Genomic DNA, 25,400 nt, shown 5'->3' with positions numbered 1-25,400 from the left:
CTCACGCCTCCGGGGTCGTGCTCGTGGAACGCCGCGCCTCCTGGGCTGCGGCTCGTTGCTTCTGGCGGATGAACCGGCGCCAGACGCTGATCGCGTCCTTGCCGGTGTGGCCCTTGGTGACCTCTGGCCACAGGGCCTCGTACTGCCTTGACAGCGCGGTCAGTTCGCTTGACTGGTACTGATCCCGATTCCAGATCGGCATCGCGTAGCAGTGGCAGTTGTCGTGAAAGCGGTCACCGTCGTTGAACAGGGCAGACGACTGACTCTTGTAGACCGGACCCCGGCTGATCAGCATCGCGCACCAACCACATGGGGTACCCGAGCGCGACAACCGGACGTAGCCGAGGGCCCGCCGGTCGCGGCGCATGTGCGTCCAGTTCGAGGACCGGCCGCCATTCATCGCGACACGGGAAGCCGCGGCTGCCTGCCGGGCACCGGCCTGCCGGTGCGCTTCCGCGCGAGCGGCGTCGGCGTCCTTCGCGGGTTGCTGGTCGTCCACCTCGGCTAGGCGCCGGTTCAGGTTCTGCGTACCGAGGGCTTCAAGGACCGTTCGGAGTTCCTCCTCGGCCTGGCGCTCGACGCGCTCTTCCTCCTCGCGCAGCCCCTCCAGCTCCTCGACGAGGATCTCCTCCCAGTCGTCGGCGTCGCCGTCGAGCTCCTGGCCCTCGCTGTCGCCGGACGCGCGGGAATCGTTCTCCACAGGCTGTGGATCTTCGGTGGGTGCGGACGAGGCTTCCCCGGACTCGCCGGTCGCGGCCTCATCCGCAGGCGTGGAGGCAGGCGGGCTGTACGTGCCGGCCAAGGCGGCGAACTCCCGGCGCAGATCGCCGAGCGTCACATGGGACGGCTCCGGGTGGTACGGGTCCGCGACCGTGCTGCCCGTCTGGAGGGCCCTGGCGAGCCGGTAGTAGGCACGCGCGAGATCGCGGGCCTGCCGCCTGCGGCCCATGACGAGCGTGATCGCCCGCCGCAGCCAGCCGCCAGCAGTGGCGGCGCGCAGGTCGGCCGGCACGTCCGCCCAAAGGGCCAGCGCCTCGGCCGTCGTCTGCACACCGACCTGCGTCAGCGCCACGTGATATGCGGCCGACACCTCGTCCGTCTCGGCCTGCGGCGCGGGGCGCGTCATGCCACCGCCTTCTCGACCGGCGCCTCCGCCTCGGGCGTGGCCCGGGTGAGCGCGCCCGCGAGCTGGGCCACCGAGTCGTCGTCCTCGCGCATCTGCTCCCAGTCCTCCAGCTCGGTCTGGGTGACGCCCGGAACCCGGCGCCACAGGCCGCGCTCGGGAATGCCGAGCTGCTCGCGGAGCTTGCCGAGGGCGTCCGCGGCTTGAGCCAGCGAACGCGACTCCATGTCGCGCCAGACGACTTCGCCCTGGTGGTCCTCGGAGGCGGTGACGTTGCCGGAGAGCTCGGCGGCCAGCCTGAACGCTCTCTCCCAGGACTCGCCAAAGCTCGTCCGGAACTCCGCGATCTTGCGGCTCAGAGCCACCTCCGCCGCCTGGAGGGCCTCCGCTGACAGGTTTGCAATTTGTCCGAGTAGATGATGAGGCGGCACCTGGGCAAGCGCGCTGAGGTGCCTGACGCTCATGTCGATCGACTCGATGAACCCGCCGAGAGGGGTTTCGTCCAGGCTCCCGAACTTGACATCCGGGTCCTCGGCGAACAGAAAACGCCTGCTGTTGTGGTTGATTCGGAGCGGTATGGGGTTGCCCAGCTCGTCGAGCACGGGCTCGCCCGTCTCCGGGTCGCGCTGGATGGGCGGCGCCATGCCGGTGACGGTCCTGACCTTCGTACTGCCGTAGCTTTGCGCTAGCAATAGGTCGAAGACGGTCTGGTTGATTCGGTCTTGCAGGGCGATCATCGGCTCGATGACGCCCAGCGTCCGCCCCTCCAGGTCGACGTACGCCGCGAAGCGGGTCACCGGGCACTCGCTCGCGCCGTGGAGTCGGCCGCCCTGCACGCGCACCGACTTCTCATCGCTCAGGGACCGGAAGGTAACCGCGTACTCGCGCCGGGCGTCCCACAGCCGGGCAACGCCCGGCTGGTCGTCCTGCGGCCAGGCGGTCACGGTCAAGGCCGCGGCCGGCACGTCGTCGTTCGCGGGGTCCTCGTAGATCGCACTGGTCTTGAGCGCGGAGAGGCCCTTGGTGACGACGACGCCGGAGCGGATCTTCTCCGTGACGGTGAAGGCGTGCCCGTAGGCGAGAGCCCCCCTGTAGACGGCGGCCTGGCGAGCATCGAGACGCGAGCGCTGCCAGTGCTCCCACTCCGGCGTCGCCGAGTCTGGCTCGGTCCGTGTCTCGCCGCCCGAGCCCGGCCGGTACCCGTCCACGTACAGGGCCTGAGCGGGCGTCCCGACGAGCAGGGGCATCCAGTTCGACACCGCGCGGCGCGCGAGGAGCCGGTACTCGTCGTCCGCCTGCGGCGGCATGTAGGGGTCGGCATGTCGGCCGTGCAGGTAGGCATCGATGTGAGCCAGCCGGTCGCCGTCCCGGTGCAGGATGGCCAAGAGCTGTCGCGCGAGGGCGACGGGCGAAGCAGCGGCGATCACAGCATCACCGCCTTAGATACACTATGTCGAACGGTTAAAGGAAGTAGCCCCGGCCGGTCCGCTTGCGGGCCTTTCGTCCTCGGGCTCGGAGGTCGAAAAGCGCTTCGTGGGCAAGCATCAATGCCGCGTAAGCGTCCACCTTTCGCGGGGACTCACGCGATTCTTTGCCGAAGCTCAGTCCGTAGTTATTGCTGCGGCGACGCGCATTCAGTACGTGCCGACGTAGCTTTCGGTCGCCGTCGTGGGTGAGTTTCCGGTCGAGGACCGAGCGCACTAGGCGTTCGTGCGCCATTGTGGACGCCTTCAGGCTGGTCCGCATGTCCCAGCCGATCGAATCCTTCCCCGGTGCCTTTACGGCCAGGCCCTCGCCATACGCCTCGGACCACTCGCTGATGTAGCTCTCCCAGAGAGCCACGTCGGCGTAAAAGCCCTGCACGCTAAAGGTGGAGAACGCTTCGTGTACGGCGCTGTCCACCTGGTCTCGGGGGACTTCCCAATCGTTGCCGGCCGGGCCGTCTGGTTTCTCCCACAAGCCAAGGAGACATGAATAGCCGTCGCTGACGCGGATTGCGCACAAGGCAGTCGAGTCGTCGCGGAGGCCGCCATCGAATCCCATTACGATCTCATCGCCGGGCTGGAGAACCTTGGCATCATCACGCAGGACATCCCAGTCAGCCGGGCTGTATAGCGCGTCCTCCGAAGCAACGATTTGGTTCAGCCACATTCTGCGGCTTCGGCTCGGCGCAATCGTCGTGTCCAGGATGGACTGAAGGATTGTTTCGACCCTGAGCCACGTGGCATCCCCGCGAATCTTGGGCAGGACAATCCGGATCGCCTCGGGCGTCAGCGGAGTCGCGGGATGAGCCTCGATGCTGTCGTACATGTAGCCGATGTCAGCCGCGCGACCTTCCAAGATTTTCTCGAAAGCCTCGCGCATCTGCTCCGCGACGGAATCCTCGCCCGGAAGATAGGCATTCGTGATCGCCAGATAGCGGCTGTCGCGTTTCGTCGCGTTGCCGTCGATCGTGGCGTACATTTTGTCGCCGTTATTTCCGAGCACCCAGTGATGGGACTCGTTGAGAACAACAAACGTGGACCGCTAAGGACCGCGCCCCTTCCAGGGCGCGGTAACTACTTGTCACCGCCTCAAGGCGCTGCCGGCCACCGTTTGCGCGCATCAGCTCGGCCCCCGCCTTGATGCCGTACGTCTCAATGAGCTTGTCGCTCATGAGGCTCGGCATCAAGGTCATGGTGTTTCTGGTCTGGTCGCGGCTGACCGCCGCCACCTGAACCCATGCCTGGGGATGCGGAATGCCGACCGGCTGCCCGTTCTCGCCCCAGTGCGAGAAGCGGCTCGGCCCGACGAATTCCACGAGGGAGATCACGGCAAGGAGGGGGTCCTTGCTGGTAAGCCCCAGCCCTTGAGGCGCTGGAGGACGCCTTTTCGGTAAAGGAAGCGGCCGTTCTCGTCGACCGCATACCACCAAAGCGTCCAGCGCAATTGCTCACGAGTGAACTTCCAGGGGCCGCCGTCTTCAGCGCGCAGATATTCCGCGCACCAACCCGCGACCTGCCACCCGAGCGTGCGCTCAGGCAGCAACCAGGTCCCGTCCGGGGCTTTCTGCCACGTGGGGCCGAGGAAGCTCGGCTCCAAGGCGTCAATCTCTTCTGCTGTAAGGGCTGGAATGGGACTCACCTCCCCTCGGTGATCGGTCCGCCCGGCGTAGGCGCCTCACTCCGCGAGTCCGAGATCCTTCTTGTAGTCGGCGATGGCGAGCACGGCCGCGGACTGCTGTTCCGACTCAGGCTCGTGGAGCTCGATCCGGACGCGGCGCCTATCGCCTTCAGTGACAAGGAGGCGCTCGAAGGCGGAGTAGATCGTCTGGAGCATCTGGCCGCTTCGCTTGCCGGCCTTCTTGTAGTACGACAGGTCTTCGCACAGCGAGTAAGCGAAAGCCCAGTCGCTGTTCTGGTAAAAGTCGGCCTGACCCGAGGACTTCAGGGCGTCCCAGAGCCGCTTGGCTATGGGGTGCCAATCGCGGTCGGCGTTCGGGACCTTCACGTCGCGCATGAGGCCCTTGGTGACGGCCTGGACATCGCTCCCCTTACGGGAGCGCGGGCGGGCGAGATCCGCCTCGCGGTTTGGTACGGGGCCCGGGATCTCACACCTCCGTATGTCAGAAGGCCCCCGAGGGAAGGGGCTCCTCGGGGGCCGGCGCGGCTCGACAGGCTAGGGCCTGGAGCTCTGCGCAGTCACAGCAGGCCCGGATGCGTTTCCGTCCGGCGGAACCTGCGATTGTTGCGACGGCGCGCGGCAGCATTGGCCGCAGCACCTTCTCTTGAGCTCTTGACCCGGTGATGCCACCCACAGAGCGATGTCAGGTTGATCTCTCGATGGTCGTCACCGGGCTGAATATGGTCGACATCCGTAGCAGGCTCGGCACATCGCACGCCGTACTGATCTCTGGCAGTGCATCTATGGCCGTCGCGCCGGAGGATGCGAATTCTCAGTTGGGGCCAATTCGACGGAAGCCGGGCCCTTCGGTCCGAAGTGGACCAAGCCATAAGCCTCCAGAGCTGCACCTAAACAAAGACAAATGCAACGGCGAGTGAAGGAGGTAAGTAGCTTCCTTCTTTGGGGCCCCGGAGGGGCCCACTGGAGAAAGCGGAAAGCCTTCAATTCGCAGCGCCTTCTACTTATATATACGGAGCCAGCGAGCGATTCCGGAAAGACGTTCCCTGTGACGCCCGCCACAGCGGCGCCCTGCTGGAGGTGCCAGGTTCAAGTCTTGCGAACAGGTGACACTATGTCGTAGGTTGCGCAGCACAGTACGCAAACGGCCCCGGGTCACAGGTGCGCGAACACCTACCCGGGGCCGTCGACCGAGAGGGGTATCTCTCGATGCGAGTGCATCGTAACCGGCACGACCGCGCCTTCGTGGTCGTCCCCAACGCCGCAGCCCGGCACGACCGGCTGTCGCTCACCGCCGTGGGCCTCCTGGTCCGACTGCTGTCCATGAAGGACGGCACCAAGGCCACCATCGACACGGTCACCGACGAAGTCCCCGAGGGCAGGCGGGCCGTCGCCAAGGCGTTCGCCGCCCTGGAAGAAGCGGGCTACCTGCGCCGCGAGCGCGGCCAGAACCCCGACACCGGCCTGTGGGGCACGCAGACCCACGTCTCCGACCTTCCGATGGACCGCATCCCGGCGGTCGGTGCACCGCGAGGCCGGAACGTCGGTGATCTCCCCAAGGGGGAAAAGAACCAGGAAAAGAACCTCCTCCCTGACCCCTCCGCCGAACCGGCGGCCAGCGAGGCCCCGCGGCCCACCGAGGAGGAGGAAGTCTCCAGCGACAAGACCACCCAGGCCACCCCGGCTGACGCCGGGACCGGCCGGGCCGCTGCGACCCTGGCGCACCTCGGCTCCATCGACAACCGCCTCAAGCTCAGCACGACCGAGGTACTCCGCCTGACGCCGCTCGCCGCCGAGTGGCTCTCCGAGGGCCACAGCACCATGAAGATCACAGCCGTCCTGACCACGCGCCTGCCGGAGCAGATCGACTCGGCCGCCGCCCTTGTGACGTACCGCCTGCGGAACCAGATGCCGGCCAAGCCCATACCCAAGGCACCCCCGGCACCGGACACCCGTGACCGCTGCGAGGTCTGCCGCGCCCCCTTCCCCCAGGGCCGCCGAGGCGACCTCTGCGGAGCCTGCCGAGAAGAACTCGACCGAGCCGCCGCCTTCCTCGCCGCCGACCCGGAGCTGCCAGCCACCGAGCCCGCCCAGACGGACACCCCTGCCACCCGAGGCCGTGCCCTGTGCCGCGCCGTCCTGGCTGCCTGATCGCCACCGCGCTACCGAAGGGAACCCACATGCACATGCCCTGGTACGCCCGCGTGGTCTTCACCGCCGGCCGCCCGTTCGTCCTCGTTGCCGCCCTGGTCATGTCCGTGCCTGGCGAGGTCCGGATGGCAGAGCTGGCAGGCTGGCACGGCTGGATCACCTGGCTCATGCCGGTGTGCGTCTCCGCCTACGCCGCCTGCGCCGCCGTCATCTCCGAGGTTCGCCGCCGTGCCGGTCTGCCCGGCCGCGTCACTGCCACCATCGGCGCTGGCATGGCGCTCGGCCTGGCACTGGCAGCACAAGTTGTGGCACACCTGATCGACCGCGGCTACATGGTGAGCTCTGCCGTGCTCGTCGCCGTCGTGTCAGCCGTGCCTCCGCTCGTCGTGGCACACATGCTCCACATGGCAGCCACCCCGGCTGCCGAGATCACAGCCGCCCAGCAGATCCGCGACCTCGAAGCGACGGCCGCATACCTGGCTGGCGAACTGGCAGACGCCCTCGACCTGGCAGGCCGCTACCTCGTGTCCAAGGGGCACGGCATTGTGAACGAGTACGAGGAGCTGGCCGAGGCTGCCGAGGAGCTGGCAGACGAATGCGACGAGCTGACAGAAGAGATCGACGACGAACTGGCAGAAGCCGAGCAAGCAGAGGGTGAGCCGCACTCCGGCGGCGCTCGTCAGGGCGGTCGCCGCCGCAAGGCGGTACCACTGACTGTCGTGAAGGAAACCGTCGCTGCCATGAAGGCCGAGGGCGCCAAGGTCTCCGGGCCGACGCTGGCAGAGCGCCTTGGCTGCTCGGTGCGATCCGGATACCGGTACCTCGGCGAAGTCCGGCCCGCGTAGGCAGCTCCGCCATGCACGCTGCCTCCGTCCAACGCGGGCGGAGGCGGCTTGCGCGGGGGTAGCCTGCGGCCATGACGAGCGACGAACAGCCCACGGTGCGACCCGCGATGGACCCCGTCGACGAGTTGGTGCTCGCCGTCCGAGGCGACGGCAACGGCGCGTCTCCTGACTACGAGCTGCCTCCAGCGGTCGTGCTCGACAAGGCGTCCGAGGTGCTCGACCTGGACCTTGCCGAAGGGCTGCGCATGGCAGTGGCCGGCACGTACCCCGTGCCCGTGATCAGCGTCGGCGAAGAGGGCTTCCGGGTCGGCACGGCTCACCTCATCAGGGCCGTCGGTCTGGACAGGGTGCGGGGAGCACTCCGCGTTCAGGGATGAATCCGCGGCGGCCCTGCCGGTACGCATTCAGACGGCGCTTCGGAACGCGATGAGGCCAGATAGGTGAAGTCCGGCAAGCGGCCCTGTACCGCCTCGGCAGGGCAATGCAGAATCGTTCACCTGGGCATGGTGGGCTACCGACTGGCAGAGATCCTCGGAGTCGGAGGCGTATACCAGTGGCGGCGAACACCAATCCCACTGTTGGCGATCGGCACTTGGGAGCTGAACTTCGTCGGCTCCGCGAAGCGCGCGGTCTGACCACCGCGCAAGCAGCGGATCGAATCTTGGTATCCCAGAGCAAGATCAGCAATCTGGAGAACGGCCATCGCGGCGCCAACCCCCGCGATGTGCGCGAGTTGTGCGCGATCTACGGAGTGACGGACCAGGAGGTCGTCGACTCCCTGATGCGGGCCGCTGCGAAGACGTGGGGCCGCAGCGCCCGTCATCGCTGGCAGGCTCACTTCGGCCGATGATCCGAACGAGAAGGCTTCATTCATGTGCAGTGCCGGCGGACCCGCTGCAAGCCCTTCCCACCGCCGCTGACCTGCATGGATGTGCAAGAAGGGGCGGCTGCGGGGCCGCCTCGTCGACCTTGGAACCGTGGCGGAATCCGAGCTGCTATGACAGGGCGGTCCGCGCGCGAGGCTACCGGGGGTCATCCCCCACCCCCCATGCCGGGGGGTCGCGCGCGTACGCGTATGCCTGCACCACGCACACCCCCCGCACCCCCCAAGGCAGTACCCCGAAACGGCCCACAAACCGCCTCTGACCTGCGCTTTCACACCAGGGTTTGCAAGAGTTGAACCCGACGGGGTAGCTTTCTGCCTGTCGCCGCAACGGGACGCCAGCCGCAAGGCAGGCAGACCAGAGCGGGGGCGGTCACTCGAAGCGATTGCAAGAGTTGCACCGAACGGCCCAGGCTCGATAGAGTTGGGCCACGCCAGACCGGCAACCGAGAACGGACCGCATGAGCGGTGCCGCCGGAAGTGCAGGTAGGGCGAGGCGCACTAGCGAATGTAAGAGGTGAACCGAATGGCGAAGATCCGCTAGGGTTGGAGCCACAGCCGCCCGGTCTACTGGGCAGGCACACGAACTCCCCGCCTGCTGGCCTACATGCCGCAGCGCGGACAGTACGACCACCGTCCCGATACCGCCGTGAGGCAGGCGTCGGGGGTGAAGGAAGGGCGACCACGGCCCGGAAGTGAGCGCGAACGTAGGTAGGGCATCCTGCCGCTTGATGGGAGCGTAATCGGACGGCACCGAGAACCCCTTCGGGTACAGCCACCCAGGTGTAAGGAACGCTGCCCGTACCGGTCTATCCAACCGGTAGCAGTCGGGCACCGCATTCAACTGGCGCAACTCGCTGTGCCGTTACGCAGGATGCCCTGTGGAGCGGTGGACAGGAGGTCAGGGGAATCGGTCGGCAGGAATGTGACTGGAGTGTGTCAGGGCTCACCGTCCATCGAACGGCCGGAAACGGACCGGGAACCTCGGAAGCGAGGCGAACGGAACGCGGTACGGCGAAACGATGGACGGTGAACGGGGCCGCGAGTGAGCCCCACCCCAATCACTCGAATTGAACATCCGGCCCGTTGGGGTCGGGCCTCCCGGACGCCGCAGGGCGTAGGTGCGAAACCACCGGGAGGCGCCATGATCGCGGTCCGTTTGTAATAGTTGAACTGCAAGCGAACGTGATCTGCCGTTCCGCTACTCGGCGGGCTGGCTTACTGGCAGGCTGCATTGCCCGCCGCAACCCCGAACGGAGAAACATGAACATCAGCATGCAGGGTGTGTCCCTGGCGAAGGTCGCCGACCTGACGGCCGGCCTGTCTGTGGAGGCCCAGCTCCGCAATCTTGAGGAGCGTGTGTGGGTGCTGGCGCGTGAGCTGGACGCCGCGAATGCAGAGCTCGCGGTCCGCCAGGACATCGAGGTGGAGCTGATCCGTCACGCCTTCGAGGCGTCGGTTGAGAACGAGGTGCTGCGCGATGCGGTCGAGGTGCTGGGGCTCGCCGTGTTGTTGCACGCCTGACGCTGGGCCTTTTGTAATAGTGTAACTAGCCGCGAGGATGCACATGCTCGACACCCTTGACGCACCATCTGATGAGACGCTGGCCAAGTACGCGGCCCGGCTCGATGACGACTACCGCGCCTGGCCCTCCTGGCACACCGGCCGGTACTCCGCCAACGACCTCCCCACGCACGTGGAGATGTTCTGGTGGCGGCAGGATGCCGCCGGATGGATCGGCGACAAGTCCAACTTCGAGGTGGCCCGCGACGCTATCCGCTCAGCCGCTGACGCTGGACGCGCGGACACCGAAGTCTCCGACGAGCACGTGTACGAGTGCGGGGGCGGATCAAGCGCCTGGGACGTTGCCCAGCTCTTCATCCAGGTCTACGAGGGCATCTGCCCTCTTGAGTGCCTCGGCACGCACACCGCCGAGTGCAAGCCGAACTGCGACCCGTACGAGGACGAGTGCTACGGCGCCGAATGCGAGGGTGACTGCCACGGTCGCCGTACGTACACCGCAGCCTTCCGCGAAGCCGTCGCCCTGGCTGAGTTCGTCAAGCACGAGCACCCGTTCCTCGACGAGGACGACTACTACGACCAGCGCCGCGAGGTGTTCGAGAAGAACCTCGACGAGGCCCTCGAAGACGTTGCACTGCACTACCCGTACGACAGCCGGGCGGACCACCAGAGCATCGTCGAGCACGCCTCCGAGAAGCTCTGGGACCTGTCGGACTGCGAGCCGGACGGCTACGCGGACTGGGACGACGTGCGTGACGCGTACGACTACGGCCGCACGGAGCACTTCCTGAACCTCGGGCGCGAGTTCATGCGCAACGAGATCCCCGGTCAGCTCGCCCTCATGCCGGCCTGACCCTTTCCCCTGAACTGCCACCCCTCCCTGCCGTCCCCTCCCGGGGAGGGGTGGCTCCCCATGCGAATGCGAGGACACATGCGTACCGCCACCCGTCCCTACGAGGTGCGTGTCTGGAACGAGATCGCCGACCTGCTTGGCCTCTGGGAGATCCAGCAGGACCGAGGCGGCCAGTTCGTCGTCACCCACGACCACCGCGAGGAGACCCGCTTCGAGACCGAGGGGGACGCCTTGTCGTTCGCCCGGTTCGGAGCCGAGGCCCTCGTCGAGACTTCCCGCCGCGACTGCCCCTGTGAGGGCGACCCCGAGTGCGGCGTCTGGGAGCCCCACGGCATTTCGGTCCAAGAGGTCGAGGGAGAGCTCTCCCTGATCACCCCGCCCCTGCTCTGCCTGTAGACACCCACCACCAGGAGCAACACATCATGCGTGCCTTCAAGCGTCTCGACACGGTCTTCACCGCCACCAAGTCTCTGCTGAGCCACATGCCGGCCGTCTGGTCACGGCTGAGCTGCGCCCTGAATCCCTGGGGGGCTCTGCGTGCCGAACGAGAGGCGACCCGCACCCTCCTGGCCCTGGCCACGGAAATCGTTGAGGAGGTGGCCGAAGAGATCACCCGACTCCGGAGGGCTGGGTGCGACCTCGCCGCCCTGTTCAACGACGGGATGCTGGCCGACCACATCGCGGACAAGTTCACCTGCTCGGAGGCCGAAGAACTCGCCGCGTTCTTCCGGGCCATCGATCACCCGAGCGTCGCTGACCTCTGGCTGGAGTGCCACGCCAACGGTGACGACGACGAAGACGACCTCCATTACCAGGGTGAGCGGTCCGAGCCCATCGAGCTCGCCCTCGCGTCCTGACCGGGGGAGACCCATGACCCCCTGCGACTTCTGTGGCACCGTGGCCGCCTCCTGGCTCTACAAGGTGCCCGAGGAGAACATCCCGCTCCTGGTGGCCGCTGGCGACGGCATCGCCGCGCCGCTGCCCGTGGACGACGGGCTCTGGAACGCCTGCTTCATCTGCGCCCCCTACGTGGACGGCCGCGACCTCTCCGCACTGCTGGAGCACATCATCCGCGGGGCCCGCACACAGGGCGTCCCGTTCGCCGACGAGCCGCTGTGGCACTCCCTGCTCATCGGGAAGTACGCGCCGCTGATGCTCGACGGCACACGCAAGCTGCCTCTCCATCCCTGATTGAAATAGTGTATCTAGCGGCCCCTTGGTTCGAGTGATCGAGGGGCCGCGCCCTGAAGAACAGGAGCGCAACATGATCAAGCCGAAGACGCCCGAGGCGGAGAAGGCCGCCCGCGAGGTCGTCAACCGCTACGTCCGCCAGGGCGACATGCGCCGGGCCGACGCCACCCGAATCATGCGCGACGGGCTGCCGATCATCCTGAACGGCTTCGCCCAGGCCCGCATCAAGGGCAAGCCCGAGGAAGCGATCACCGCCGACCTCGAAGCCGCGCTCGCCGAGGCCAAGCAGCGCCAGGCCACCGCCAGGACGGCCACGCGCCGACGCATGGCGCTCTTGGACATCTCCACCGCCGAGTTCGCCATCGCGGCATGGGAGGGCGTCCGGCGCGACCTCGCCAACCACCTCGCCGCCCACGCCTGACCAACAGCCACCGGCCGCCGGGCCGTGCGATTGGTCCGGCGGCCCCTCTCCAGCGAGGAGCAACATGATCACCCTGTCCACTGCCCTCCGACCGCGCGTCTGGATCGGCTGCCTGTCCTGCTACAACGGCGGTCGCCTGACCGGCGACTGGTACGACGCCGACATAGCGAACCTCGTCACCCCGGAAGACCTCCACGGCCGCGCGACGAGTCACGAGGAACTGTGGGTCTTTGACCACGAGAACTTCTGCGGCGCGCTGGAAGGCGAGTGCTCGCCACACGAGGCGGCCGAGATCGCCGAGGCCCTGGCCGACCTGTCCGACGACGAGACCGGCCCCTTCGCCGCCTGGGTCGGGGTGTTCGGCCAGCAGTCCAACCGGGCCCACTGGGTTGACCAGTTCCGTGATGTCTACCGCGGCTTCCACAAGAGCGAGGGCCACTTCGCCCAGGAGTGGGCCGACGACACCTCTGACCCGGAGGACCAGGCACGGATGCGGGTCTGGCCCTTCAACGCCATCGACTGGGACTACGCGGCCCAGGAGCTGTTCACCGGCGGCTTCCACTCCGAGGACGCGCCCGGCGGCATCTACGTCTTCAGCTCGTGCTGAACGCGGAGCCCTGTGTCGAGTGCGGCCACGTGCCCGAGCTGCTCGACGAAGACCTGACCTGTGGCCCCTGCCGCATCCGAATTCACCTGGGAGCAACCGTGCTTGCAATGCAGACCGTGACCGTCCGCTTCGAGATCGAAGAGGTCGTGAGCTGCGATGTCGTCGCCGAGCTGGAAGTGCCGGCCGACATGGTCGACGACGACGAAGCGCTGCTCGCCTGGCTTGAGGAGAACGACGACGCCTGGGTGGACGAGATTGACCCGCTGTCCCAGCAGGTCGCCGAGCGCACCATCACCGCTATGTACGGCGCGGACGCGTGACCGCGATGAACAACAACCTCGACGCCGAGAAGATCAAGGTCGCCGTCACGAAGCTCGACGAGGCCGTGCAGACCTGGCGCAACGAGCCCGAGGACGGGCACGCCTGGTCGTGGGATGACGAGAACGCTGGCAGCCACCTCGCCGACGCAGCCGAAGCGCTGATCCTCGCGCTCCCCGCCGACACCTGGCCGCCCTCCTGGTTCAGGGAGGAGCCGAAGCCCCAGGCAGACCGCGCGCTGAGCGCGTACGAGGAACGGCTCGTAAACGAGCTCCTCACCTATCTCGGCCACGCGCAGGCCGAAGCGCTGTACGAGAAGTGCGCCAAGTGCCACCTGTTCATCGAGAAGAACGACAGCGCGGCGGGCGACGACCTAGCTCCCTATGTCCACCTCGACCGAGGGGACGAGGCCGACGAGGTGGTGACGGGATCGCACGACGCCGAGCCCTCGGGTGAGCGAGCCACCTTGACCCACTGGCGTCAACACGGGCCCGAGGCAATGCGGGCGCGCTTCACCGTCGAGCACGACCTCGATCGCTGACCCCACGCACGACGAAAGCGCCCGGTCCTCCCCGTTGGAGTCGCGGAGGGCCGGGCGCGGCTCGAAAGGATACCCATGAGCGCGATGACCTGCCGGGAGTGCGACCTCGGCGACTACGGAGCCCAGCCGGATGGACTCTTCCGCTGTGACGAGTGCGGCCACCTCCTCGACCTTGACACCGCGTACGTCGACCCCGACGAGGCGCTGCTCGTAGACGAGAACGGCACCCTTCAGCACTTCCTCACCCCTGCGGCCTGCCTGAAGTGGATGGACGAGATCGCCGCCTTCGACACGGGGGACTGGGCGCGGGCGCAAGAGGCGCTGGCGCACTACCGGCGCCTGGGCGCCGAGCTCCGCGCCGCTCTCGATGCCGGCCTGCCCTACGTCACACACGCCTGACCACGAAGAAGAGGACAACATGAAGCACCACGCCGAGTACGAGTTCCCCGAGGGGAAGCTGTACGTCACCATCATCGCGGCCCGCACCAAGAGCGAGGTATGGGGAGGCGAGTCGGTACTCCTGCCTGAGCCCCGGCTCGCCGTCAGTTCCTCGCTCGACGAAAAGGATGCCCCTGGCTTCGTGAAGATCCGGGGCCGGAGGTACCGGGTCGCCTCCCGGCGCACCAGGGCCCACGCCCGGCGCGAGGAGTGGCTGCGCAGCACGGACTGCTCCCTGTGGAGCTGGGAGAGCCCGCTGCGCCGTTGGGAGTTCACCAACGAGCACGACCAGGAGATAGGCGAGTCCACCGCAGCTCGCGGACGGCTGCGCCAAATGGTCGAGGACGCGGCCACGCGGCTCGAAGGAGACCACCCGGACTGGCGGCTCATCAGCGAGCGCCTGGAGCTGGAGGGCGAGCTCGGGGCGGCCGAAGCCGCCGTCGCCACGGTGCGCGACGAGCTGCGCAAGGCCGAGGCACGCGTGACCGACCTGGCCGCCCGGATCGCCGCCTACACCGCCTAGGAACACTGTGATCACCATCGACCCGCCCGCCAACGTCGTGCGGTGCGTCGCCTGCACTGGCCCCATACGCCACATCGAGCGCAAGCCCTACGAGTGCGCCGACTGCGGCCGGCACGTCTACATGAGCGACGGACTGATCCGGCCCGGCTACCACTGGGAGATCGTCACCGGCTGGCTCACCAGTGTCGAGACCGTGGACGTGGACTGATGTCGAACGTCACCCTCGCCACCGACGACTTTCCCTGGCTGGCCGAATCCTGGTCGCAGGAAGACCTCGAAGCCGTCGCGTATCCCTGGCCCGTCCGCTGGCTCTTCCCGCCCGAGGAGGGCGACCCGGAACGCGTGGTCTATCCCTTCAGCGGTCCCGGCGGGCTCGAGGTCGGCATCCGCGATGTCCTCGGCCACAACCTCGACATCATCGGCATCGAGCTCAACAAGGACGCAGCCGCGACCGCCACCGCGGCCGGGTTCCAGCGCATCGTCGCCGACGTACGAACCCTCGACCCGCACCACCCCGCCCTGCGCTGGACGCGCGGCCTCCTGGTCACGGCCCCGTGCCAGTGCTGGACTCCGGCCGGCAAACGGGCCGGACTCGACCCTCGCAACCAGCAGATCTTCCTCGACATGCTCACCTGCGCATGGGAGGCCACCATCGGCGTCTGGGAGGAAGACCAGTGCGCCGAGGACTGCCCGAGCGACTGCCCCGACTGCCCATACGGCTGGTCCGGCCCCATCTACGGCCTCGACGAAGTCCGTGCCATGGCCAAGGACTTGACCGATGAGCGGATCGGCCTCCTTGCGGAAGTCGTGATCTGGGGCCTGGCCCTGTCCGCCGTGGGGGAGGACTTCCGGTGGATCGCAATGGAGCAGTCCAGCGCCCTGCCCGAGGTCATCATCGACGGCATCCGTGACGAGTTCCGGTGCGCCGACTGGCTGAGCGTGGACTTCCAGGTCCTGGACGCGGTCGAGTACGGACTCGCCAGCCGCCGCAAGCGCACCTTCATGCTCGCCGCCCGGCACCGCTACCTCGACACCGCCCGCACGAAGCCCGTCAGCGAAATCCCCTCTACCACCACGGCCGAGGCCCTCGGCTGGCCCGAAGGCATCCGAGTCAACACCAGAGGCGTCCGTAAGACGGCGGGCGGGAACTGCTGGAGCGCCGACAAACCGGCCACGGCCATCACCTCGAAAATCCGCGGCTGGTACTGGGAGCACGACAAGGACCGAAAGTTCTCGCTCGACGAGGCCGCGCTCCTGGTCGGCTTCCGGCCCGGCTATCCGTGGACCGGCTCCCGGTCGAGCTGTACGCAGCAGATCGGCGATGTGGTCGCCCCACCGATGGGCGCCGTCGTGATCGGCAGCCTCCTGTCCCAGCCCTGGGAGGAGCGCCTGCGGCAGTACCTCGCCGACATCTACAACCACACCCCCGCCCAGCCCGAGCACGCGCTCGCCGCCTGACCGACAGAGAGAGAACATGCGCGCGAACCTTCTGCTGATGCACTACGCCCGAAGCCCCCTCGACTGCCCCGAGTGCGAGGCGGACCGGCTCACCTCCATGGCCGACGCCCGCACCGCCATCTGCATAGCGGCCGGCGTGGCGATCGAGGACATCGACCCCGCCACCGGTTACGACCACTCCCGTCGCGGATACGAACGGGTCCGCGCTTCCTGGATCGACTTGATCCGGCAGCACGGCGCCAGCGACTTCCACGAGCTTCGCGACATCGAAGAAGTCCGCGCCCTGTGGGCCGAGAAGCGCCCCCAGTTCGTCGAGGACGACGACTGGCTGACGGAGGCGTTCGACGCCCACAAGGAGTTCATCACCTCACTCGGCCGCCCGTGCCGGCGAACGAGCTGCGTCGTCCACTTCCCCGCACCGACCCTCTGACCTGGAACACAGGATGCTCACCTTCGACCCGACCACGAACAGCGGCGAAGCCCTCGCCGACCTCTTCCGCACCTGGTGCGAACTGCGCGGTGACGACCCTGACGGCGAAGTCAACGGCGGCGACCTGGCCGAGGCACTGGCGGAGAAGTTCACCGCCCTGGGGCTGAACGTCGGCGGCCCCGCGTCCCAGCTCGACATGCCCGCCGATCGCCATGTATCCACCGTCTTCCGACCGGAGATCAGCATGACCGGCAACGACATCGTTGCGACCAGCCACGACGGCCGCTACCGCGTCCGCCTCGTCCCTGACGAAGATGCCCGCAACCCCCGCGAGGACTTCGACCACCTGGCGCACGTCATCACCATCGACACCCACCTCGGCCAGTACGCCCCGGTCGACAAGGACGGCGGCCCACTCGCCGAAGCCTGGGACCGCGTGAGCTGGAACCGCTGGAAGGGCATCGAGACCTTCACCCGCTGGGCCCGGATCTTCCACGGCGCGATCGTCATCGAGTCCCGGCCAGCACGCGGCCCCGTCTCCCTGTGGTATCTGCTGCGGGAGGACGCCGAAGACCTCGGCATACTGCCCGAGGCGTACCTCGACGCCGAGCGCGCCGAGTACGAGGCATGGGCCGAAGGCGACGTGTACGGCTACGTCGTCGAAGAGGCCGTCGACTGGCTGCGCGCCGACGCGGACGACGCCATGACGACCTGGGAAGAGGTCGACTCCTGCTGGGGGCACTACGGCTACGACTGGGCCTTGGCTCAGGCCCGCGCCGCACTCGACGCCCACACGCGCACGGCGATGCTCGCCGCGTAATCAGGACCCATTGCTAGAGTGTATCTAGGAGTGACATGACCGCCAGCCCGACCACCCCTGAGTCAGGCCCGAGGATGAGCAAGATCGCGGACGTGAGGGCAGGGCAGCGCATCAGGGCCACTGGCAAGGACACCAGGGGGTACGTCGTCACCCGTGCCGGTCGCCTGCTGGCTGCCCCCAAGCGCGTGATGGCCCAGGACTGGGACAAGCGCATCAAGAAGTGGCGCTTGCACATCTCCGACGAGCCGGACGCCATGCCCGCGCACCGTAACTCGGTCTCCTTGCCGATGGACGCCGAAGTCGAACTACTTCCCGACGCATGAGGCATCAGCTTCGAAAGCGGCCCGAGCAGCGCCTTCAGTGCCTGCGCTGCCGGGCCGCCTTCACCGACGAAGCCTCCGCCTGCCGGTCGACGTTCCACTGTCCCGGGGAGCCCCTCGTTCACGGTCTCCCCGGAAGCCGCGAGCACATCGTCTACCCGACGTGGGGCCGGGATAGGAGCTGCGAAGGCTGGGGGTGCGAGCAACCCGCGCCCGACCACTGGCACGGCCCCGAGCCCCTCTGCGACGAGATCACCTGCGACACCTGCATGCACGACTGCGACTGCGACGTGTGCGAAGGCCGCGTCCGCGCCCCCGGCCTGTGCCGCCTCGTGGACAGCCGCGAGGGGTAACCCGACATCCCCGCCTCGGAGCGGAACCGACGATCGACGATGGAGAGAGAAGAGTGAGCAACGGACTGGTCGGCCTCTCAGGGCCCGCAGGATCGGGCAAGGATGCTGGTGCGAAGGCCCTTGTCGCCGCCGGATGGCAGCGTAGGGCGTTCGCGGACAAGGTCAGGGACTTCCTGTACGCGGTGAACCCGCCCGCCCCTCAGATCGAGGGCGTGGAGACCTTCTCGCTGGCCGTGGAGGTGGACGCCTTCGGCTGGGACGAGGTCAAGAAGTACCCCGGCGTCCGTGAGCTCCTCCAGCGCTGCGGCACGGAGGCCGGCCGCCGCATCCTCGGCCCCGACGTGTGGGTGAACGCGCTCTTCAGCGACTTCGAGGAGTGGGACCGTCCGACCGTCATCACGGACGTCCGCTTCCCGAACGAGGCCGAAGCGATCAAGTCGCGCGGTGGCCTGCTGATTCGGATCGATAGGCCGGGCCAGGTGCCCATCGCAGAGGCGGGCCACATCAGTGAGCGCGCGCTCGCCGACTGGCCCTTCGACGCCGTGATCATCAACGACGGCACGGAGCTCCAACTCGGCTGCCGCCTGCTCTCTATCGCGAGCGAATGTAAGAGTTGATCCGTCCGATCCATTGAGATAGTGTCACTGTCAACGAGAGGGGAGAACCCGTGACCAGCACGACGACATACCGCATCGGCCACCCGGTGGTCCTCGACGAGCTGCCAGCCGGCACCGAGATACGTGACGCGGACGGCGACGCCGGTACCAAGACACACGACGGAGCCTGGACGGTGATCGGCTTCCCGGTGGCACTGGACCCCGACTGGTTTACCTTCCCCGTCGAGGTCGTCAACCCGACGCCCGAAACCGCACTGCTGGTAGCCGACATCACCGGCCCGCACCGGCTGCCCGACCTCCTGGCCGAGCTCCGCAGCGTTGTCGCCGACATCCGCAGACTGCGCGCCCGCCAGGAAGGCCAGCTCGACGAGCTCCGCGACGAGGACGGCGACGTGCCCAGCGACAACCTCCGACGCTGGGACGAGCTCCGGTACGACATCCACATGGAGCAGGACTCGGACAAGCTCGCGGCCGTCCTGCACCGGCTGGAGCAGCTCGTCGACCCCGAGGGCGGCGAGTGAGGCTCACTCCCCGCAAGGAGGAGATCGAGGCGGTGAAGGCGCTCCTGGAGGACCCCTCCTTCGAGAGCGCCGACCAGATGGCCAAGGCGCTGATCAAGGAGATCGGCGAAGTCCTCCAGATGCGCGACTGGATCGCCCTTGTCCACACATGGAGCGATGGCCACCGCGGGCTGAACTGGGCGCCCTTCGGTAACGAGGCAGAGGCCCGAGCCTTCGCCTCCAAGCTGTCCATCGGCGGCACAGGCCGCCTGGTCAAGCTCAACAGCCCCGGCGGGATGCTCGCCAACATCGACGGCAAGAAGGGCTGGAAGGGGTACTGCCAGGACCCCGAGTGCGGCCACGCCCCCTTCACCCACTCCGCAGCAAGCGCCGCACGGGGCGCCTGCCAGATACCCACCTGCCCGTGCGACCGATTCCGCAAGTAGACCAAGGACACCGGACATGACCATCAGGGCCGTCAAGTTCAGCAGTTGCAAATGTGGCCACGGCCGCGCCTACCAGGACGAGCACACGGCAGCGAAGGCACTCGGCAGGGCTCAGGCGAAGCGCGACCGCGTAGGAGAGCGCAAGGGCCACCGCCGGGGCCTGTACCGGGAGAACCGGTACTACCAGTGCGAGCACGGCCTCTTCCATCTGACCGCGCAGTCTCGCGCCGAACGCGCCGGGGCCGCCGCGTGACGCACAGCGAAAAGGCCCTCGCGAACGGCTGGGGCTGGGTCATGGGCGTCTCAGGCCAGGAATGCCGGGTGTACTCGCGCCCCGCCCAGCAGCCTCCGGCGGAAGATCCGGCGGAGCTGCTCGGACGGGTCACGAAACTCCTCGGCATCACCGACCCGTCCCAGGTGCCGGCCGCCATCCGAACGCTCCAGGACGACCGCAAGAAGGCCCTCGCCTCGGCGGCGACCGCCTGGGAGGCCGTTCACGAGCTCATCCGACGACCGACACCTCCCGGAGGCCCGGCATGAGTCCGGGCGGAAGCAACCGGCTGCTGACGCCGGAAGAGGTGGCCGACTGGCTGAAGGTCAGCGAGATCACCGTCAAGAACAAGTATCGGACGTGGGGGATCAAGGCCCAGAAGGTCGGCCGCCTCCTGCGATTCCGCGAGCGCGACATCGTCGCCTACCTCGAAGACAACTACGGGTAACGGGCGCCTGCCCAGGCCCAGCAAGATAGGGGGCCACATGGCTACCGTTTTCCAGAGATGCAAGACGGACAAGCGAAACAAGAACTACCCGTGCGACAAGGTCCGCTGCGGCCACGAATGGACCGTGCGGTACCGCGAGCCCGGCGGCAGGACCGGCCGGCAGCGCGAGGAGACCTTCCGGACGAAGACCCTGGCCGAGGCCCACGGCACCAAGATGGAGTCCGACAAGGACCAAGGCGTCTACATCGACCCGAACGCAGGGAAGATCAGCCTGCGGGCCTACGCCGAAGACTGGCTGGAGCGCCGCACCGTCGCCGACCAGACGGTCTCGAACTACAGAGGCTTCCTCGACAACCACCTCATACCCCACCTCGGCAGGAAGTCGCTCGCCTCCGTCACCAAGCGGGACATCGAGCACTTCAAGGCGGCGATCCTCAAGGTGCTGGCCGAGAGCACCGTGTACGACCGGATGAAGATGGTGAAGCACATCTTCTGGTCTGCCAAAGAGGAGAAGCTGATCCAGGAAGATCCGGCGAAGGATGTCGTGATCAAGCCGACGAACAACGCCGTCGATGAGGACGAGATCCCCACGCTGGACGAGGTCAACCTCATCCACAAGCACATCTCGCCCCAGTACAAGCTGACCATCCCCCTCCAGGCGGGAGCGGGCCTGCGGATCAGTGAGGCGCTGGCGTTCCACAACGGATGCCTGCGCGGCGACTTCATCAGGGTCCGGTGGCAGATCAGCTCGAAGGCGCATCTGGGCGACAGCAAGACCAGGCTCGTGCCGCTCAAGCACAGGAAGGAAGGGGAGTACCGCGATGTCCCGGTGGCGCCCTTCATCGCCCAGGAGTGCCACGACCACGTAGCGGAGTGGAAGCCTGTGCCTCTCGGGTTCGAGGACAAGAGCGGCCGGAAGCGGGTGGTCGAGGTCTACTTCCCGCCGCGCGAGCGGGGCAAGGGCATCATGCCCACGGCAAACACCTACGGGTACCACTTCCGGAAGGCTTGCAAGGCGGCCGGCCTGGTCAACCCGGACGGGTCAGCGAAGTACACCCCGCACAGCCTCCGCCACTTCTTCGCCTCCACCGCACTGGCCAACGGGGTCCCGATCCATGAGGTCTCCCGGTGGCTCGGCCACAAGAGCATCAAGACCACGGTCGACATCTATGGTCACCTCGTCCCGGAGGCGTGGGACCGATGCCGTGACATCATGCAGAAAGCCATGCGGCCGGAGGCGCCGACAGACCCCTCGGGGTACGACACCGCGGCGTGATGTGCTGGATGTGCTGGATGAATCCCTACCGTGCTGGATCGGTGCTGGATACGATCTTCCGGAGACGCGTTTCCGCAGGTCAGAGCGCTGTGTGTGACGTTCCGCTTCAACGTGTGATCGTGTGAGTGAGCGCCATGTCGTTCACTGGACAAACCCGCAGGTCAGAAGGGCCCGCCTCCTCGGAGGTGGGCCCTTGGCTTTTTCCCGTGCTGGGGTCAACGAGAATCACGAGGCCATCGAGATCGTCTCGAAGCACGGCAACGCCGTGCTCGTCTCGGCCGAGGACTATGCGGCGCTGCGCGAGGGCTCGTACTTGCTGCGCTCACCGGCGAACGCCCGTCGGCCGCTCAAGGCGTACGAGAATGCCCTGGCCAACATCAACGTGTCGGAGCGCGAGCTGATCGATCCGGACTCGGCGGACGCAGGTGCGGGCGCCGCGTGAGGCTTGTCTTCGAGGATCAGGGCTGGGAGGACTACGCGTCCTGGCTGAAGAACGACCGCAAGATGCTCGTCCGGATCAACAAGCTCATCGAGGATGTCAGGCGTGACCCGTTCTCAGGGATCGGCAAGCCGGAACCCTTGAACTACCACCTGCCCGGGGTGTGGTCGCGGCGGATCGACGACGAGCACCGCCTCGTCTACCTGATGACGGACAAGGAAACCGTCATCCTGGCCGCCCGGTACCACTACTGATCGCCGAGGCCGGACTCGGGCATCCGCGAACCAGCCTTCCGCGCGCGGCGGGCGCATCCAGTCGGGCAGTGTGGTCATGGCCGCACGGTAGCGGCCCGCAGCTCACGCTCGGGGCGATCATCGAGCGTTGACCGGACGTTAGGGGAGCGTTAGCAGCGTTCGTCATCGTGGCGCGATGAGAGCAAGAATCGCCATCACTGCGGCCACGGCCGTCCTGGCCGTGGGTTCCGCCGCCCTGGTCACCATCGCCACCGCCTCCGCCTCGGAGGACACCGGCGCCGTCGTTGCCGCGCCGAGTACCACGGGGCAGCCTGTGGAGCCCACCTCCACCGCTTCCGCTTCCGCTTCCGCCTCCGCCTCCGCGGAGGAGACCCGCGCCGTCGTCGCCGCGCCGAGTTCCACGGAGCGGCCCGTGGAGCCCACCTCCACCCCCACCGCACCGCCCGGTTCCACCGTCGCCCCGGACCCCGGCGTCTCGACGACCCCTCCCGCTCCGGGCAAGCCGGTGAGGCCGCCCAAGGGCAACTTCACCGGGATGGCGGGCTGGTTCCAGCCGGACGGCGTCGCCGGGGCGTGCGGGGAGCGCATCGGGGACAACGACATGTCCGTCGCCCTCGACCACAGGGTGTTCGAATCGGGGGGACACGGCCGCAACGCCTACTGCGGGCTGAACGTCGTCGTCACGTACAAGGGCAAGTCGGTGACCGTGCGGGTGGTCGACGCGGCTCCCACCACGCCGAAGAACGGCCTCGACCTGACGCCCCGCGCCTTCTCGGCCCTCGCCCCCAGGGACGGCGGCGACATCAAGGTCACCTGGCACTTCGCGAAGTAGGGGCTCCGGCTGGGAAGCGGGAGCCCCCCCGCGTGAAAGGAAATTGGCGCGCTTCCGAGGGGAGTCGGCTGCGCTCAATGGCTATTCCCTGAACGCCTGGTGGCGGTTTGTGTGCTTCACAGGTGCCCGAGGGGTGAGACGGGGGCGTGGGAAGATGTCAACATCCGAATCAACGGGCGTGGCTTTCACGGGGGATTGGTTTTTATGTCCGAGAAGTCTTGGACATAAGCGAAGGCTCCGTGGCGCCGATCAGTAATGAAGGAGCATGATGACTGCGATTACCCGAGTTGTCGGACGCGAAGTCTTGGACAGCAGGGGCAACCCGACCGTCGAGGTGGATGTCCTCCTGGAGGACGGGTCGGTGGGCCGTGCGGCGGTTCCCTCCGGGGCGTCGACCGGCGCCAACGAGGCCGTCGAACTGCGTGACGGTGACGCTTCCCGCTTCCACGGCAAGGGCGTTCGCACGGCGGTCGAAGCGGTCAACGGCGTCATAGCGGACTCCCTCGTGGGGGTCGAGGCCGAGAACCAGGCGCTGGTCGACGAGGTCATGATCGCGCTCGACGGCACCCCCAACAAGGGGAAACTGGGCGCGAACGCCATCCTCGGCGTCTCGCTCGCCACCGTGAAGGCGGCGGCCGCGGCGCACCGCGTGCCGCTGTACCGCTACGTCGGGGGGTCGGGCGCCCGCCTGCTGCCCGTGCCCATGATGAACATCATCAACGGCGGCGCGCACGCCAACAACGCCCTGGACTTCCAGGAGTTCATGATCGCGCCGATCGGCGCGGAGAACTTCTTCGAGGCCGTGCGGATGGGCTCCGAGGTCTTCCACACCCTGCGCACGTCGCTCTCCGACGCCGGCCACAGCACCGGTGTGGGTGACGAGGGCGGTTTCGCCCCGAACCTGCGCACCTCCGACGAGGCGCTGCAGTTCGTCGTGGACGCCATCGAGAAGTCCGGGTACACGCCCGGCGAGGACATCACCCTGGTCATGGACCCGGCGACGTCCGAGTTCTACAAGGACGGCTTCTACGACTACGCGGGCGAGGGCAAGAAGCGCTCCGTGGAGGAGCACGCGCAGTACCTCGCGGACCTGGTCTCCCGCTACCCGATCTCCTCGATCGAGGACGCCATGGCGGAGGACGACTTCGAGGGCTGGAAGCTGCTGATGCAGGTGCTGGGCGACAAGTGCCAGCTCACCGGCGACGACGTGTTCTGCACCAACGTGGACCGGCTGAACGACGGCATCCGCGACGGGATCGCCAACTCCATCCTGGTGAAGGTGAACCAGATCGGTTCGCTCACCGAGACCCTGACCACCGTGGACACCGCCCACAAGGCGGGCTACACGGTCGTGATGTCGCACCGTTCCGGCGAGACCGAGGACACCACCATCGCGGACCTGGCGGTCGCGACGGGCTGCGGCCAGATCAAGACGGGTTCCCTGTCCCGTTCGGACCGTACGGCCAAGTACAACCAGCTCATCCGTATCGAGGAGGAGCTGGGCGGCCAGGCCCTCTACGCGGGCCGGTCGGCGCTGTACGTCCGTTCCTGAGCCGTTCGAGCAATGCGCCGGGCCCTGCGAAGGGTCCGGCGCATTTCGTTTTGTGCCGTAGGACACGTGTCCGCCGAGGAGATGTCGCCAAGGGTTCATCCTCGTGCAGAGGTGCTGATATTCCACTGAGCGTCAGTTTCCGTTCAGTGTACGGGAGTTGTGTATTCGCGACCCCCGAAAACAACGTTGTCATGATGCGCTTCCTTTCGCCCGGACGGCCCTGCCCGCAAGGAAGTTGAGGGGTTGCAGGGGGAGTCGGTGAGCGGCCTGTTCCCGCCGGTACCCGCTCGGCCGGCGGTCTGGGATGATCCCGGCCCGCTCCGCCCCTGCCCGGCCCGCCCCGGGGGCTCGTGGGCGGCCCCGCCGGGCGGTCCCCTACCCGGCCGTCGCCGAGCCCGCTGCCGCCTTCGCCGCAGGTGGAAGGCGTGCGGGGCGCTGCCGCTCCGCGAAGGAGGCTCGGTGGTGAACACCCCTGTGCGCAAGGCCAACCCGGGGAATTACGGATGGAAAATTACTCGGCGCTCAAACCGCCCCAGAGTGGGAAAATTTTGGTCGCCGCAACCTTCACACATCTCGCCCTTGAATGCCCCTACTTGACAGACTCCGTCCCCAACCTCCGTACACCGGGCCGTCGTTCGACATGGCGCGAACGTGTGGTTAGATTGCGAACGTTCAGCGATCTTGCATGCACTGAAAGCGGACAGGGGGGATAAAAGTTTTGAATGGTTGCGATCAGGGATACATGCTGATCTGCGGAGTCCGGGAGCCGGCCAGACCGATTTTCCCCGCCGCCCGCCCCGGTCAAAGGCGACCGCGTGTGCCGAAAGGGCGTCCCGAGCGGAGATCGTC

At 67.3% G+C, this 25,400-nt stretch carries 38 protein-coding genes; 32 read left to right on the top strand and 6 right to left on the bottom strand.

Features of this window, described 5'->3' with window-relative positions:
• Window position 1 precedes the first annotated feature (1 nt).
• The 6 genes from AC0693_RS01140 to AC0693_RS01115 form a co-directional block, all read right to left on the bottom strand.
• Window positions 2-1,126 (bottom strand): VG15 protein, encoded by a 1,125-nt coding sequence (locus AC0693_RS01140; protein ID WP_469317754.1) that lies wholly within the window; start codon window positions 1,124-1,126, stop codon window positions 2-4.
• The gene (locus AC0693_RS01135; RefSeq protein ID WP_469317755.1) at window positions 1,123-2,550 is read right to left on the bottom strand and encodes a phage portal protein; all 1,428 of its coding nucleotides are present in this window, start codon (window positions 2,548-2,550) and stop codon (window positions 1,123-1,125) included. The genes AC0693_RS01140 and AC0693_RS01135 overlap by 4 nt, the downstream gene beginning before the upstream one ends.
• A 34-nt stretch (window positions 2,551-2,584) precedes the next feature.
• A complete protein-coding gene (locus AC0693_RS01130; RefSeq protein WP_469317756.1) occupies window positions 2,585-3,586 on the bottom strand; it encodes a terminase in 1,002 nt (333 codons plus the stop codon).
• Window positions 3,587-3,596: 10 nt separating this feature from the next.
• Window positions 3,597-3,935 carry a hypothetical protein gene (locus AC0693_RS01125; RefSeq protein WP_469317757.1) on the bottom strand — a complete coding sequence of 113 codons (339 nt, stop codon included), beginning with the start codon at window positions 3,933-3,935 and terminating at the stop codon, window positions 3,597-3,599.
• Complete coding sequence (locus AC0693_RS01120) at window positions 3,932-4,204, bottom strand: hypothetical protein (protein WP_469317758.1); 273 nt, start codon at window positions 4,202-4,204, stop codon at window positions 3,932-3,934. Before AC0693_RS01120 ends, AC0693_RS01125 begins: the two co-directional genes overlap by 4 nt.
• A 78-nt stretch (window positions 4,205-4,282) precedes the next feature.
• Complete coding sequence (locus AC0693_RS01115; RefSeq protein ID WP_478800981.1) at window positions 4,283-4,711, bottom strand: phage terminase small subunit; 429 nt, start codon at window positions 4,709-4,711, stop codon at window positions 4,283-4,285.
• A gap of 741 nt (window positions 4,712-5,452) precedes the next feature.
• Here AC0693_RS01115 and AC0693_RS01110 point away from each other — a divergent pair.
• The 32 genes from AC0693_RS01110 to eno all read left to right on the top strand — a co-directional run bounded on the left by AC0693_RS01110 (window position 5,453) and on the right by eno (window position 24,551).
• Window positions 5,453-6,394 (top strand): hypothetical protein, encoded by a 942-nt coding sequence (locus tag AC0693_RS01110; protein WP_469317759.1) that lies wholly within the window; start codon window positions 5,453-5,455, stop codon window positions 6,392-6,394.
• A 29-nt stretch (window positions 6,395-6,423) separates the two neighbouring features.
• A complete protein-coding gene (locus tag AC0693_RS01105; RefSeq protein ID WP_469317760.1) occupies window positions 6,424-7,239 on the top strand; it encodes a hypothetical protein in 816 nt (271 codons plus the stop codon).
• A gap of 71 nt (window positions 7,240-7,310) precedes the next feature.
• Complete coding sequence (locus tag AC0693_RS01100; protein WP_469317761.1) at window positions 7,311-7,616, top strand: hypothetical protein; 306 nt, start codon at window positions 7,311-7,313, stop codon at window positions 7,614-7,616.
• A 104-nt stretch (window positions 7,617-7,720) separates the two neighbouring features.
• Window positions 7,721-8,089, top strand: a complete 369-nt coding sequence (locus AC0693_RS01095) for a helix-turn-helix domain-containing protein (RefSeq protein WP_478800703.1) — start codon at window positions 7,721-7,723, stop codon at window positions 8,087-8,089.
• A gap of 1,296 nt (window positions 8,090-9,385) precedes the next feature.
• Window positions 9,386-9,646: a hypothetical protein gene (locus tag AC0693_RS01090; RefSeq protein ID WP_469317763.1), complete on the top strand. Its 261-nt coding sequence runs from the start codon at window positions 9,386-9,388 to the stop codon at window positions 9,644-9,646.
• A gap of 43 nt (window positions 9,647-9,689) precedes the next feature.
• Complete coding sequence (locus tag AC0693_RS01085) at window positions 9,690-10,496, top strand: hypothetical protein (protein WP_469317764.1); 807 nt, start codon at window positions 9,690-9,692, stop codon at window positions 10,494-10,496.
• Between the two features lie 78 nt (window positions 10,497-10,574).
• Window positions 10,575-10,892, top strand: a complete 318-nt coding sequence (locus AC0693_RS01080; RefSeq protein ID WP_469317765.1) for a hypothetical protein — start codon at window positions 10,575-10,577, stop codon at window positions 10,890-10,892.
• Between the two features lie 26 nt (window positions 10,893-10,918).
• Window positions 10,919-11,353 carry a hypothetical protein gene (locus tag AC0693_RS01075; RefSeq protein ID WP_469317766.1) on the top strand — a complete coding sequence of 145 codons (435 nt, stop codon included), beginning with the start codon at window positions 10,919-10,921 and terminating at the stop codon, window positions 11,351-11,353.
• A gap of 13 nt (window positions 11,354-11,366) precedes the next feature.
• The gene (locus AC0693_RS01070) at window positions 11,367-11,687 is read left to right on the top strand and encodes a hypothetical protein (protein ID WP_469317767.1); all 321 of its coding nucleotides are present in this window, start codon (window positions 11,367-11,369) and stop codon (window positions 11,685-11,687) included.
• 73 nt (window positions 11,688-11,760) lie between these two features.
• Window positions 11,761-12,108: a hypothetical protein gene (locus AC0693_RS01065; protein ID WP_469317768.1), complete on the top strand. Its 348-nt coding sequence runs from the start codon at window positions 11,761-11,763 to the stop codon at window positions 12,106-12,108.
• Window positions 12,109-12,172: 64 nt separating this feature from the next.
• Window positions 12,173-12,715 (top strand): antirestriction protein ArdA, encoded by a 543-nt coding sequence (locus tag AC0693_RS01060; RefSeq protein ID WP_469317769.1) that lies wholly within the window; start codon window positions 12,173-12,175, stop codon window positions 12,713-12,715.
• Window positions 12,716-12,822: 107 nt separating this feature from the next.
• The gene (locus tag AC0693_RS01055) at window positions 12,823-13,035 is read left to right on the top strand and encodes a hypothetical protein (RefSeq protein ID WP_469317770.1); all 213 of its coding nucleotides are present in this window, start codon (window positions 12,823-12,825) and stop codon (window positions 13,033-13,035) included.
• On the top strand, window positions 13,032-13,574 hold the full coding sequence (locus tag AC0693_RS01050; RefSeq protein WP_469317771.1) for a hypothetical protein: 543 nt from the start codon (window positions 13,032-13,034) through the stop codon (window positions 13,572-13,574). Before AC0693_RS01055 ends, AC0693_RS01050 begins: the two co-directional genes overlap by 4 nt.
• A gap of 75 nt (window positions 13,575-13,649) precedes the next feature.
• Window positions 13,650-13,973 carry a hypothetical protein gene (locus tag AC0693_RS01045; RefSeq protein ID WP_469317772.1) on the top strand — a complete coding sequence of 108 codons (324 nt, stop codon included), beginning with the start codon at window positions 13,650-13,652 and terminating at the stop codon, window positions 13,971-13,973.
• Window positions 13,974-13,992: 19 nt separating this feature from the next.
• A complete protein-coding gene (locus tag AC0693_RS01040) occupies window positions 13,993-14,535 on the top strand; it encodes a hypothetical protein (protein ID WP_469317773.1) in 543 nt (180 codons plus the stop codon).
• Between the two features lie 7 nt (window positions 14,536-14,542).
• Entirely contained in the window at window positions 14,543-14,743 is a 201-nt protein-coding gene (locus tag AC0693_RS01035; protein ID WP_469317774.1) for a hypothetical protein, read from the top strand.
• The gene (locus tag AC0693_RS01030; RefSeq protein WP_469317775.1) at window positions 14,743-15,993 is read left to right on the top strand and encodes a DNA cytosine methyltransferase; all 1,251 of its coding nucleotides are present in this window, start codon (window positions 14,743-14,745) and stop codon (window positions 15,991-15,993) included. The genes AC0693_RS01035 and AC0693_RS01030 overlap by 1 nt, the downstream gene beginning before the upstream one ends.
• A gap of 16 nt (window positions 15,994-16,009) precedes the next feature.
• Window positions 16,010-16,423, top strand: a complete 414-nt coding sequence (locus AC0693_RS01025; RefSeq protein WP_469317776.1) for a hypothetical protein — start codon at window positions 16,010-16,012, stop codon at window positions 16,421-16,423.
• A 13-nt stretch (window positions 16,424-16,436) separates the two neighbouring features.
• Complete coding sequence (locus AC0693_RS01020) at window positions 16,437-17,243, top strand: hypothetical protein (protein WP_469317777.1); 807 nt, start codon at window positions 16,437-16,439, stop codon at window positions 17,241-17,243.
• Between the two features lie 74 nt (window positions 17,244-17,317).
• On the top strand, window positions 17,318-17,566 hold the full coding sequence (locus tag AC0693_RS01015) for a hypothetical protein (RefSeq protein WP_469317778.1): 249 nt from the start codon (window positions 17,318-17,320) through the stop codon (window positions 17,564-17,566).
• Complete coding sequence (locus tag AC0693_RS01010) at window positions 17,563-17,916, top strand: hypothetical protein (protein WP_469317779.1); 354 nt, start codon at window positions 17,563-17,565, stop codon at window positions 17,914-17,916. The genes AC0693_RS01015 and AC0693_RS01010 overlap by 4 nt, the downstream gene beginning before the upstream one ends.
• Window positions 17,917-17,969: 53 nt before the next feature.
• Entirely contained in the window at window positions 17,970-18,533 is a 564-nt protein-coding gene (locus AC0693_RS01005; protein ID WP_469317780.1) for a deoxynucleotide monophosphate kinase family protein, read from the top strand.
• Window positions 18,534-18,583: 50 nt separating this feature from the next.
• The gene (locus AC0693_RS01000; RefSeq protein WP_469317781.1) at window positions 18,584-19,054 is read left to right on the top strand and encodes a hypothetical protein; all 471 of its coding nucleotides are present in this window, start codon (window positions 18,584-18,586) and stop codon (window positions 19,052-19,054) included.
• Window positions 19,051-19,479 carry a hypothetical protein gene (locus tag AC0693_RS00995; protein WP_469317782.1) on the top strand — a complete coding sequence of 143 codons (429 nt, stop codon included), beginning with the start codon at window positions 19,051-19,053 and terminating at the stop codon, window positions 19,477-19,479. Before AC0693_RS01000 ends, AC0693_RS00995 begins: the two co-directional genes overlap by 4 nt.
• Window positions 19,480-19,495: 16 nt before the next feature.
• Complete coding sequence (locus AC0693_RS00990; RefSeq protein ID WP_469317783.1) at window positions 19,496-19,732, top strand: hypothetical protein; 237 nt, start codon at window positions 19,496-19,498, stop codon at window positions 19,730-19,732.
• Window positions 19,729-20,019 carry a hypothetical protein gene (locus AC0693_RS00985; protein ID WP_469317784.1) on the top strand — a complete coding sequence of 97 codons (291 nt, stop codon included), beginning with the start codon at window positions 19,729-19,731 and terminating at the stop codon, window positions 20,017-20,019. The genes AC0693_RS00990 and AC0693_RS00985 overlap by 4 nt, the downstream gene beginning before the upstream one ends.
• A complete protein-coding gene (locus tag AC0693_RS00980) occupies window positions 20,016-20,198 on the top strand; it encodes a helix-turn-helix domain-containing protein (RefSeq protein WP_469317785.1) in 183 nt (60 codons plus the stop codon). Before AC0693_RS00985 ends, AC0693_RS00980 begins: the two co-directional genes overlap by 4 nt.
• A gap of 37 nt (window positions 20,199-20,235) precedes the next feature.
• On the top strand, window positions 20,236-21,474 hold the full coding sequence (locus AC0693_RS00975) for a tyrosine-type recombinase/integrase (RefSeq protein ID WP_469317786.1): 1,239 nt from the start codon (window positions 20,236-20,238) through the stop codon (window positions 21,472-21,474).
• 193 nt (window positions 21,475-21,667) lie between these two features.
• Window positions 21,668-21,916, top strand: a complete 249-nt coding sequence (locus AC0693_RS00970; protein WP_478800702.1) for a type II toxin-antitoxin system Phd/YefM family antitoxin — start codon at window positions 21,668-21,670, stop codon at window positions 21,914-21,916.
• Window positions 21,913-22,167 (top strand): Txe/YoeB family addiction module toxin, encoded by a 255-nt coding sequence (locus AC0693_RS00965; protein ID WP_478800701.1) that lies wholly within the window; start codon window positions 21,913-21,915, stop codon window positions 22,165-22,167. Before AC0693_RS00970 ends, AC0693_RS00965 begins: the two co-directional genes overlap by 4 nt.
• 175 nt (window positions 22,168-22,342) lie before the next feature.
• Window positions 22,343-22,999, top strand: a complete 657-nt coding sequence (locus AC0693_RS00960) for an RlpA-like double-psi beta-barrel domain-containing protein (protein ID WP_478800700.1) — start codon at window positions 22,343-22,345, stop codon at window positions 22,997-22,999.
• A 268-nt stretch (window positions 23,000-23,267) separates the two neighbouring features.
• Entirely contained in the window at window positions 23,268-24,551 is a 1,284-nt protein-coding gene (eno, locus tag AC0693_RS00955) for a phosphopyruvate hydratase (RefSeq protein ID WP_356408982.1), read from the top strand.
• Window positions 24,552-25,400 lie beyond the last annotated feature (849 nt).

It is taken from the genome of Streptomyces sp. NPDC043876, from assembly GCF_056435825.1.
The sequence above is the reverse complement of the archived record's forward strand: the minus strand, read 5'-3'. Positions and strand labels throughout refer to the sequence as shown.